The 12,318-nt window shown below is 39.4% G+C and carries 7 protein-coding genes; 5 read left to right on the forward strand and 2 right to left on the reverse strand.

Features of this window, described 5'->3' with window-relative positions; genetic code table 11:
* Window positions 1–166: 166 nt before the first annotated feature.
* Entirely contained in the window at window positions 167–2,341 is a 2,175-nt protein-coding gene (locus AC4GME_RS00690) for a glutamine synthetase III family protein (RefSeq protein ID WP_490377969.1), read from the reverse strand.
* Window positions 2,342–2,707: 366 nt separating this feature from the next.
* A complete protein-coding gene (gene glnA, locus AC4GME_RS00695) occupies window positions 2,708–4,126 on the reverse strand; it encodes a glutamate--ammonia ligase (protein ID WP_490378888.1) in 1,419 nt (472 codons plus the stop codon).
* A 410-nt stretch (window positions 4,127–4,536) separates the two neighbouring features.
* Here glnA and typA point away from each other — a divergent pair, with 410 nt between their 5' ends.
* The 5 genes from typA to AC4GME_RS00720 all read left to right on the forward strand — a co-directional run.
* A complete protein-coding gene (gene typA, locus AC4GME_RS00700) occupies window positions 4,537–6,360 on the forward strand; it encodes a translational GTPase TypA (protein ID WP_490378214.1) in 1,824 nt (607 codons plus the stop codon).
* A 109-nt stretch (window positions 6,361–6,469) separates the two neighbouring features.
* Entirely contained in the window at window positions 6,470–7,330 is an 861-nt protein-coding gene (locus tag AC4GME_RS00705; protein WP_490378215.1) for a virulence factor BrkB family protein, read from the forward strand.
* Window positions 7,327–7,764, forward strand: a complete 438-nt coding sequence (gene dtd / locus AC4GME_RS00710) for a D-aminoacyl-tRNA deacylase (RefSeq protein WP_490378216.1) — start codon at window positions 7,327–7,329, stop codon at window positions 7,762–7,764. Before AC4GME_RS00705 ends, dtd begins: the two co-directional genes overlap by 4 nt.
* Window positions 7,765–7,828: 64 nt before the next feature.
* Window positions 7,829–10,711, forward strand: coding sequence for an insulinase family protein (locus AC4GME_RS00715; RefSeq protein WP_490378889.1), 2,883 nt, complete (start codon window positions 7,829–7,831; stop codon window positions 10,709–10,711).
* A 275-nt stretch (window positions 10,712–10,986) separates the two neighbouring features.
* Window positions 10,987–12,318, forward strand: a 1,332-nt coding sequence (locus AC4GME_RS00720) for a transporter substrate-binding domain-containing protein (protein WP_490378890.1), incomplete at its 3' end; no start/stop codon positions are given.

Here is a 12,318-nt window from a genome sequence, read left to right on the forward strand (position 1 = left end):
ATTTTGTAGCATGCCATTTAACAATAGCGATATTTATCCCTATATTCCGGCAAATTTTATTTTCAAGATAATAAAAAAGAGCCTGTAATAAAGCTCTTTTTTAATCAAAATAAACAACAAGGGTAAGTAAAACAAACGAGTTTACTTTACTTACCCTAAATGAAATTTATTTGATAAATAACATTTCTTGATACTTAGGCAATGGCCATAACTCATCAGCCACTAAAGCTTCAAGTGCATCTGCGTGTGCACGAGTTTCATCCATTAAATCACGGATAACATCAGCACAGAAATGCATATGTGCTTCAACATCAGCAAAGTCTTTCGTTGCAATTGCTTCACTCAGTTTAGCAACAGCTGCCACCATGCCATTCGCTTCAGCAGCGATTGAAGCAGCAAGTGAATTATCAAGATCAATACCTAAATCAGCCATTGATGAAGAAGTTAAACCCAGCTCTGACAAGTAACTTACTGCAGCAGGGTAGATCTTAGTCGTAGCTATATCTACAACTAACTTAGCTTCAACTTCAATAGAAAGAATGTATTGCTCTGCATAAACTTCATAACGACTTTCTAATTCAACTGGTGACAATACACCTGTGCTTTCGAAAAGTTCGACAACTGATTTTTCACGGAATGCTGGTAATGCGTCAGCTGTTGTTGGCAGGTTTTTCAAACCACGCTCTGCAACTGCCATTTTGTGCCACTCTTCAGAGTAACCGTCACCGCCAAATATAGCGTTACCGTGCAGCTCCATTAGCTCTTTTAATACAGAGGCAACGGCAACACTTTGATCTTCTGATGTTGTTAAAGCAACTTCTAACTTCTCAGCAATCCAGTTTAATGAATCAGCAAGCATAGTATTCATAGCAACCAATGGACCAGATACGGATTGAGATGAACCAACAGCACGGAATTCAAAACGGTTACCAGTGAAAGCAAATGGTGACGTTCTGTTTCGGTCACCTGGATCACGTTCAAAGTTAAGAATCTGTGCCAAACCAAGATCCATTTCGCCACCGGCAGCTGAAGTTAGTAGCTTACCTTCTTTAATATCGTTAAATACAGTTTCTAACTGATCACCTAAGTAAACAGAAAGAATCGCTGGTGGCGCTTCATTTGCACCCAAACGGTGATCATTTGATGCAGAAGCAATTACTGCACGTAATAATGGGCCGTATTTATGCACGCCACGAATAACCGCACCACAGAACAGTAGGAAGTTAAGGTTATCATGCGGTGTCTGACCTGGATCTAACAGGTTACCCTGTGTGCTGTTACCCACAGACCAGTTAACATGTTTACCTGAACCGTTAATGCCGGCAAATGGTTTTTCATGTAACAGACAAAGGAAACCATGTTTCTTAGCTGTGCTCTTCATTACTGTCATCAGAAGTTGTTGATGATCAGCAGCCACGTTAGCCGCTTCATAGTAAGGTGCAATTTCAAATTGACCTGGAGCAACTTCGTTATGATGAGTTTTAGCTGGGATACCTAATTTGTATAATGTATCTTCAAATTCCTGCATGAATACTTGAACACGCTCAGGGATTGCACCAAAGTAATGATCATCAAATTGTTGACCTTTCGCAGGAGCAGCCCCAAATAATGTACGGCCTGCTAGTAATAGATCTGGGCGTGCATTTGCGAAGTTTTCATCAACTAAGAAATATTCTTGCTCAGCACCACAACTTGAATTAAGTGTTGCGATCTCTGTTTCACCCATTAATTTTAATACTTTCTGTGCCGCATCATTCATTGCAGAATTAGAACGAAGTAGTGGGATTTTTTTATCTAACGCTTCACCAGTCCAAGACATAAATACACTTGGGATCATTAATGTAGAACCATTAGCCGTATGCATAACATATGCAGGGCTTGTTGGATCCCAGGCTGTATAACCACGCGCTGCGTTAGTCATACGTAAGCTACCGTTAGGGAAAGAAGAACCGTCTGGTTCACCTTTGATTAACAGGCTGCCGGTAAATTCAGTAATAGCACCACCGTCAGAATTTGTAACGATGAAACCATCATGTTTTTCTGCCGTAATGTTAGTCATAGGGTAAAATATATGTGAGTAGAATTTAACACCCTTGCTAAGTGCCCAATCTTTCATCGCAGCAGCAACAACATCAGCAGTTGCAGCATCTAAAGCTCCGCCAGTTTGAACCGTTTTTTTAATTGCTTTAAAAGCATTTTTTGATAACGCTTCTTCCATTTTCTGGAGGTTAAAAACGTCTTCTGCCCAAATTTTACTTAATGGCTCAGGTGTACTGACCAATGTTGGTGCACGATTAGTGATTTGCTCAATTGCTTGAAGACGGGTTTGGTTTCCACTCATGTGGGGCTCCTTGCTTATAAAATGTGGGCTGCATGGGATCAGCCTGCTTCTTTTAAAATTTAAAATATAAAATCTATGGAGTTATTAAGCAAGAATCAGACCAACTAACGCTAGGACTGTAGTGTGTCTTTTTGTGCTGCAGAAAATTGAGTATTTGGTGGGGGAGCTTGCTGTTTTACATTTTCAGTTTCGATACCGCTGACTTTCATTATTTCTAATCATTTAGCCTGAAAGTAACGGTTAAAAAAGGATCAAGCAAGTTGATCCTTTTTGGCCTCTTAGCAACTATCAAAAGCGTGAAACAGGGGCTTAGTAGTCACAAGTTTGTTAGCTTATGGTTGATAATAAGCTAACAAAGGTTTTTGATTATACGCTGTAGTATAGATCGAACTCTTTCGGGTGTGTTGCTTGAGAAACAGCTTCACATTCAGCCGTTTTAAGTTCAATGAATGCATCAATTGCATCATTTGACATTACGCCACCTTCAGTAAGGAAGTCACGGTCAGCATCTAGTGCAGCAAGTGCTTCTTCAAAAGAAACAGCAACTTGTGGAATAGAATCCGCTTCTTCTTTAGGTAGATCGTATAAATCTTTATCTAAAGCTTCACCTGGATTGATCTTGTTTTTAATACCGTCAAGACCTGCCATTAGCATTACTGCGAAACCTAAGTACGGGTTCATTGTTGGATCCGGGAAACGTACTTCGATACGTGACGCTTTTGGTGTTGGCACTACAGGAATGCGGATAGACGCACTACGATTACCAGCAGAGTAAGCTAGCATAACTGGTGCTTCAAAATGCGGGATAAGACGCTTGTACGAGTTAGTCGATGCGTTTGTAAATGCATTGATCGCTTTAGCATGTTTGATGATACCACCGATGTAGAACAGCGCCATTTCTGAAAGGCCGCCGTACTGATCGCCAGAGAAAAGGTTAACGCCATCTTTACCAAGAGATTGGTGACAGTGCATACCAGAACCGTTATCACCAACAAGCGGTTTAGGCATAAATGTAGCTGTTTGGCCAAATGCGTGCGCCACATTGTGTACAACGTATTTGTAGATTTGGATCTCATCTGCTTTTTCAACGATAGTGTTGAAACGACAAGCGATCTCATTCTGACCCGCTGTTGCTACTTCATGGTGATGTGCTTCAACAACAAGACCCATCTCTTCCATGATTAAACACATAGCGCTGCGGATGTTTTGCGCTGAATCAACAGGTGCTACCGGGAAGTAACCGCCTTTGATACCAGGACGGTGACCAGTGTTACCATCTTCGTATGAAGTGCCTGAGTTCCAAGCCGCTTCTTTAGCATCGATTGAGTAGAAAGAACCCGCGATACCGTTACCGTATTTAACATCGTCAAATAGGAAAAATTCTGGTTCTGGGCCGAATAAAACTGTATCAGCTAGGCCTGTTGAACGCATGTAAGCTTCTGCACGTTTAGCTACAGAACGTGGATCACGGTCGTAACCCTGCATTGTTTTAGGCTCTAAAACATCACAACGTAAGTTGAGTGTTAGGTCATCTGTGAATGGGTCGATAACAGCTGTTTCAGGTACTGGCATTAATACCATGTCTGAATCTTGGATACCTTTCCAACCAGCGATTGAAGAACCATCGAACATTTTACCTTCTTCGAAGAAGTCTTCATTAATTTGGTGGAATGGAACTGATACGTGTTGCTCTTTACCGTGTGTATCAGTAAAGCGTAAATCAACGAATTTTACATCTTGTTCTTTAATCAGATCAAGAACATCTTGTGCTGTTTGTACAGACATGTTTACAACCTCAATTGACATCAAAAATGGAGGGTAACCATAACAAAAATATTTTATAACTCAAGCAGTCTAAAAATATGCCAATTAAATATAACTCTATTTTATGTGTTTTTTTCTTTGAATAACTTAAATCCCTCAATAAACCGCGCTATCTTGGTGCAATGCCGCGCCAAATTGGTGCGTCGCTATTTAATGAGAGCTAAATGGGGGATCTAATCCTGTTAAAGTTCCATTAAAGCGAATAATAATACAGTTATCTTAATTGTGACGGAGTTAAAACTTTCTATTTTTTTAATTATGGTTACAATATGCGCGTTTATACCAATTAGATGAGCTAAGTTATCCGAGTATGCAAATAACTTCTTTCATCTAATTGGTATTTTTATTAATTGCTACATTTGAGGCGCATCATGTCGTTAGAAAAATTAAGAAATATTGCCATTATTGCTCACGTTGACCACGGTAAAACAACCCTAGTTGATAAACTGTTAGAGCAGTCTGGAACATTAGATTCACGCGGCGGCTCTGAAGAGCGCGTAATGGACTCTAACGATTTAGAGAAAGAGCGCGGTATTACAATCCTTGCTAAAAACACGGCAATTGAGTGGAATGATTACCATATCAATATTGTAGATACTCCTGGACACGCCGATTTCGGTGGTGAAGTAGAGCGTATTATGTCAATGGTAGACAGTGTATGTCTTATCGTTGATGCAGTTGACGGCCCAATGCCGCAAACTCGTTTTGTAACACAAAAAGCATTTAATTACGGCTTAAAGCCGATTGTTGTTATCAACAAAATCGATAAACCAGGTGCTCGCCCTGAATGGGTTATGGATCAGGTATTCGATCTGTTTGATAACCTGGGTGCAACGGATGAACAGTTAGACTTTAAAGTTGTTTACGCATCTGCGTTAAACGGCTGGGCAAATGCTGAATCTGAAGAAGCAACTGAAAACATGGAATCACTATTCCAGGCAATCGTAGATGGCGTTGCTCCGCCAGAAGCTGATCGCGATGGTGATTTCCAAATGCAGATCTCTCAACTTGATTACAACTCATACGTAGGTGTTATCGGTGTTGGTCGTATTACGCGTGGTAATGTTAAAGTTAACCAGCAGGTAACTGTGGTTGGCAGTGACGGTAAAGAGCGTAAAGGTAAAGTTGGTCAGGTATTAGGTTACTTAGGTCTTGAGCGTCATGATGTTGAGCTGGCACAAGCGGGTGACATCATTGCAATCAGTGGTTTAGGCGAACTTAAAATATCGGATACGATTTGTGCACAAAACAACGTGGAAGCTATGCCGCCATTAAGTGTTGATGAACCAACAGTTACCATGACTTTCCAGGTAAACAACTCACCATTCTGTGGTCAAGAGGGTAAATACGTAACATCACGTAATATCCTTGAGCGTTTACAAAAAGAGTTAGTTCATAACGTTGCACTTAAAGTGGAAGAAACAGGCGATCCTGATAAGTTTAAAGTATCTGGCCGTGGTGAACTGCATTTAGGTATCTTAATTGAAAACATGCGTCGTGAAGGTTATGAGCTAGCTGTATCTCGTCCGGAAGTTATTGAGCGTATGATTGACGGTCAACTGCATGAGCCAATGGAAACATTAACGGTTGATGTTGAAGAGCAAAATCAAGGTTCAGTAATGGAACAGTTGGGTATCCGTAAAGCGGAACTAACAAATATGACACCAGATGGTAAAGGCCGTGTACGTTTAGACTTTATAATCCCAAGTCGTGGTTTAATCGGTTTCCAAACTGAATTTATGACATTAACCTCTGGCTCTGGTCTTTTATACCATAGCTTTGATCACTACGGCCCGCATAAAGGCGGTACAATTGGTCAGCGTCAAAATGGCGTATTGGTTTCTAACGGTACAGGTAAAGCGGTTACTTACTCTTTATTCTTTTTGCAGGATCGTGGTCGCCTATTCCTTGGTCATGGCGCACCAGTATACGAAGGTCAGATTATCGGTATTCATAACCGCGCTAATGACTTAACAGTGAACTGTTTGCGTGGTAAACAATTAACTAATGTTCGTTCATCTGGTACCGATGAAGCGCAAACACTTTCTCCTGAAATCATTCTTACTCTGGAGCAGGCGCTTGAGTTTATCGATATTGATGAATTAGTGGAAGTAACGCCACAAAGCATTCGTATCCGTAAAAAATTGCTTACAGAAAATGAACGTAAACGTGCGGCACGTCCGACTAAAGGTTAATTTGTTAGCAATAACTGATTAATAAGGTCTTACTTCGGTAAGACCTTTTTTTTATCTGCGCTTTAGGTTTATAGTTATAAAAAGTAAAGTAAACCAGAGGAAGGTCACCGTGCAATTTGATAAGCAAGTATTAATCGCCAAAGGCAAAGCAAGTTATGCATATTTATCATTTATATGGCAGCGTAGTAAAGAAGATAATATCAAGGTGCCCGCGGGACATTTAGCTTATGTGACTTTATTATCTATCGTACCCTTACTGGCGGTCATATTCTCTATATTATCTGCCTTTTCGGGTTTTTCGGAGTTAAAGCAAATATTCGAAGATTTCATTTATAATAATCTTGTTCCTACATCGGGCGAGGCAATTAAAGAGCATATGACTGGGTTTATTGAAAACACTCAGAAGATGAGCATGATGGGCATTGCATCGCTAATTGTAATCGCCCTGTTGTTGATATCCACTATCGATCAAACTATTAATCGTATTTGGCGCTGCACCAATAAACGCTCTAAGGTGCAGGCGTTTACTATTTACTGGACTATTTTAAGCCTTGGCCCGGTGATTATCGGTGGCAGTATACTATTAAGTTCTTACCTTTTTACTATTGTTCAAGAGCATGGCTCTCTGTCATTCGGGCAACGTTTATTAGGCTTAATGCCTTTTATTTTAACTTGGCTAGCCTTTGCTGGTGTTTATACTTTAGTCCCCCATCAGCGCGTGAGGTTTCGTTATGCATTAATTGGTGGTTTTATTGCTGCCATATTATTTTTCTTCGGTACCGACCTTTTTAAGTTATACATCACTAACTTTCCTTCCCAGCAACTAATATACGGTGCACTGGCCGCGATCCCTATTCTCTTTGTATGGACCTATTATAGTTGGTTAATTGTTTTAATTGGTGCAGAGGTGACTGCCACATTAGAAGAGTTTTTACACCACAATGAAGCAGAGCAAGGTATGGATATATGATTGCGTTAATTCAACGCGTTAGCCATGCAAATGTTGATGTGGCAGGAAAAACAGTGGGTCAGATAGAAGGCGGCTTATTGGTTTTACTGGGCGTTGAAAAAGGTGATGATGAGAAAAAATGCAAGCGCCTTGCGCAGCGTGTTTTAGCTTACCGCATTTTTGCTGATAGTGATGATAAAATGAACCTTAATGTGCAGCAGGCAGGAGGCAGTTTATTGGTGATCTCGCAATTTACCTTAGCCGCAGAAACTAAGAAAGGCAATCGCCCCGGCTTTTCAAATGGCGCAGAGCCGGCTGAAGCCAACCGGCTTTATCAACTGTTTAATAAAAACTGTTCTGATATGGGAATCAAGGTGGAAACTGGAGAGTTTGCTGCCGATATGCAAGTTTCATCAACCAATGATGGCCCGGTGACCTTTTGGCTGCAGGTTTAAAAAATAGAACTTATTAAACCATATGTAGACTAACTGTTCTTAACCCTTTTATAGAGATATTTGAATGCCACGCATCAATCCAATAACCATAGTTGTTAGCTGTTTTTCTTTGCTTTTATCTGCAACTACTTTTGCTAATACCGCTACAACTGAGCCTGCTATGAAACCTTTTGAGATCCTCAACACGTCAATAAAACAAAGTCCTAATGATCCGCGTTTATATCAGGTGATTCGTTTAAAGAACTCCCTTGAAGTGTTATTGGTATCCGATCCAGATTTAGAAAACAGTGCAGCTTCGTTATCTGTACCTGTCGGCAGTATGCATAATCCTGACAGCCAATTAGGTTTGGCGCATTATTTAGAACATATGCTTTTTTTAGGATCGCAGCGTTATCCAACGATCAATGAATACAGCAAATTTATGAGCCAACATGGTGGCTATACCAATGCTTATACTTCTCAAGATGCTACGGTTTATGGGTTTGAGGTAAATGACGACTATTTTGGTGAAGCATTAGACCGTCTCGGAGACGTGATGCGTGCACCGCTACTTGATGAAAAATACGCAGAAAAAGAAAGGCATACAGTTAATGCCGAGCATAAAACTTACTTTGATAATGATATGCGTAAGTTATATGCGCTGCAGCGTTATACGCTAAATCCTGATTATCCGATGGCGCGCTTTAGCACAGGTGATTTAAGCACTTTAACGGATAAACCCGGTAGTAAATTACAAGATGAATTAGTACATTTTTTTGATAGTTATTATTCGGCCAATCTAATGAAAGTGGCGTTAACCAGCCCGCGCTCAATCGAAGAGTTACAACAGCTCGCGAGTTTGTATCTTAGCCAAATCCCCAATAAAAAAGTGCAGAAACCGATTATTCTTACCCCGATGTTAACGGACAATGAATTGGCAATAAAAGTGGAAATGAAACCCACTGCCGATATTAAGCTGTTACAAGTTAGCTTTTTAGTGCCGAGTGTCAAAGATGAATATATGTATCAACCTGGTGGATATATTAGCCGTTTATTAGGCTCGGATCATCAAGGTGGACTGTCTGATTATTTACAAAAAGCGGGATTGGCTGAGTCTGTTATGGCGGGTTTTTACGCGCCATATAGTGACAACTACTCGCAGTTCAGTATGCAGTTTAAACTTACTGATGCAGGTTTAAAGGCGCAAGATAAAATCATGGCAAGCCTGTTTGCTTTTATCGACTTAATTAAAAAACAGGGTATTAACACGTTACAGTTTCAAGAGCAGAAAAAAAGTTTAGATACACGCTTTGAGTTTTTAAGCAAAAACTCAGGATTCAATTATGTGATGGCATTGTCAGCCAATATGCAGCTTTATCCACATCAAGATTTGCTGTTTTTCCCATATCGTCTGGATGGGTTTAATGAAAAATTTATTGCACAGTTATTAACTTACTTAACCCCGCAGAATAGCCGTCTTTTTGAATTAAGCGCTAATGCAAAAGGTGGTACACAGGTTCCATATTACCAGGGTGAGTATGCAACTAGTTCTCTTTCAGAAGAAAGCCAACAAGCCTGGTTAAAACAAGCGGCAGAGATTGAATTGTTATTGCCAAGCGGTAATGAGTGGCAGCCTGAAAACTTAAGCTTAGTAAAAAAAGTACAGACTAAAAATGCAAAGCAACTTATTAACAAACTAGGGCATTCAGTTTGGTTTAAACAAAGTGAATATTTAGATGAACCGAAAGCGAGCCTTAAACTGCAGCTTAATAGCGATATTAGCGACCAAAATGCTAAATCGCGTGTGACCATGAGTCTGCTGTTAAATATGCTTAACAAACAATTTGCAGAACTAAACTTTGTCACTCAAGAAGCCGGATTAGGTTTTTCATTAAGCAGTTCAAATGGTCTGCTGATTAGTACATCTGGTTATAGTGACAAGCAGGATAAATTACTGCTCAGGGTACTAACTGATATTGAAAACGCCCAGTTTGCTGAGCAGTCACTCTCTCTTGCAAAACAAGAGTTACAACGACGCCTTAATAATAAATCAAAGATTAAAGCGATGGATCTGGCGATGGATGGTTTTAGACAAGTAGTACGTCAGCCAGCCTGGTCAGACACTGCTTTGCTTGCTGAAATAGAGGGTATCAGCTTAAAAGATATTGATCTGTTTATAAAACAACTATTTGAAAAATCCAGTTTACGTTTATTAGCGTTAGGTAACTTAAGTCGCGAGCAGGTACTTCTATTAAGCAGTTCGTTAGAGAAAAGAGTGACTATTCAGGCCAAGCCTTTTTATCTGATTCCGCGTTTGCATGCCGATCTTAAGCAGGGGGCACTAAATTACCCGCTTAATTCAGATATGCAGGATGATGCGTTAGCCGCGATTTACCTTACTGATTTACAAGGTGATAAAGCGCTTGCAAGTGCTGAGCTGTTAAATAAGTTATTACGTCCTGCATTTTACGATCAGATTCGCACTCAAGAGCAGTTAACCTATTCACCATTTACCGTTAGTTTTCCTGTTAATAACAGTGTTGCATTTGGCCTGTTTACACAAAGCCCCGCTGTTAGTAATGCACAGTTACATAGCCGATTTGGTGCTTTTTTACAGAGTTTTAGCAAGCTGTTAAATGAAACTCATGAAGAAAAATTTAGCACAATTAAAGAAGCACATATCGCCAATTATTTAGCAAAACCAACATCTATTTCCGGGGAGTTTTCTTACCTGACTAATGAATGGTTAAACATTAAAAATGAGATAAATAACAAGCAGGCTTATATTCAATGTTTGCGTGAAATCAGCTTAAAGGATGTACAGGAATTTTATCAAAATATCTTTTTAGAGGGTAAAAACAGACAGGAAATTTTAATTCAGGTACAAGGAGAGAAGTTTAGAAAATCACCTCTATTAACTGTAAAAGATGAAGTAAGAATTACTGACGTGGATCTTTTACCTAAATAACCTCAACTCGGGACAAGCAAATCGATACAGTGTGGCTTTTTGCGAATGATTCTCTGTTACTGTTTTTATCGAGGATATCGGTGTGGAGATGCTTTAAAGACAGTAATTTTATTTCTGTAACGCTATTCCGGCTTAAACAGGGCCGGAATGCACAACAGTGCAATAAGATAGTCGTTAAATTTCATGCGGTTGCTCACAAAATGGACATTGATATCATTTGTCCATGCTAGCATTTTGATAAAATGCGAGCCAGTCAGCTGGCTCTAAGCAAGAGAATGCGCACAATGATCCCTTCCTCATTATTTTTCCGCAAACTATTAATGTTAGTTTTTGGCATTATTGTCAGTTGTTTTACATTGAACGTTTGCGCAAAAAACATCATTTTTAGTGAACAGGAAGCACTTTACTTGCAGAATGAGCCAGTCATCAAAGTGCATGCCGAGCAGGATTGGCATCCCTTTAACTTTATCGAAAACAATGAAGTTAAAGGTTATTCTAATGATTTAATGCGTTTAGTGGCCCAGAAAATTGGACTGAAAATAGAATTTGTAACTGGTTATAACAGGAATGATTATCTAGAAATGTTACTCAAGGGTGATATTGATGTTATCACCAATTTGAAGATCACCCCTGAGCGAGAAAAATCTGTTATTTTCACACAGTTTAATCCGTTAAAAGCGATCGATGGTTTATTAACGCTTAATGAAACTGCACATTATTCAGATTTTAAATACTTAAAGGGTAAAAATGTAGCAGTAGTACGCGGCTTCTTCTACGAAGAGTTAATGCGCATTCACTATCCTGAAATAAATTTATTATTAACCAGCAGCACTGAAGAGTCTGTAGAGCAATTAGTGCTTGGACATGTTGATGCTGTCTTAGACTCTTATGCTGTGATTAATTATTATATTCAACGTTATTTCATTAGCGGGGTAAAAAATGCCCCTCTCTTTGATCATCCAATATTTAACTATCTACCTCTGTATATGGGGATTAATAAAAATAATCAGGTTTTGCGTGATATTTTAAATAAAGGTTTATTAGCGATTTCAGATGATGAATTATTTCAATTACAGAAAAACTGGTCTTTATCTATAAACCAAAATTATCAATTTGCAGATGCCAGTTTCCAGGAAAAAATGCCTGTCTTTAGAGAGAAAGAACGTCGTTATTTACAAACTAAAGGCGATTTGCGTATGTGTGTTGATCCTGACTGGCTACCGATAGAAGGTATTCAGAATGGAGAGTATGTTGGTATGGGCGCGGACTTTGTACGCTTATTTAGCCAACGCATAGGCAACGTTATAAAACTGGTGAAAACAGAGTCATGGGCGGAAACATTAAATTTTGCACAGCAGGGGAAATGTGATTTTATTCCCGTGATCAGTAAAACAGAAAAACGGCAGGGTTACTTGTTATTTACGTTTCCATATCTGCGTTTTCCATTGGTATTAGTCACCAAAAAAAATCATTTAATGCACAAGCTTGAACAAGTTATACATAAACCTTTAGGTATTGTGAAAGATTATTCCTATAAAGATGTTTTTGAAGAGAGTTACCCACAAGCTAAGCTGCGGGAATTTAGCTCAGCTGATATGGGATTAGCA

Source organism: Psychromonas sp., assembly GCF_983033635.1.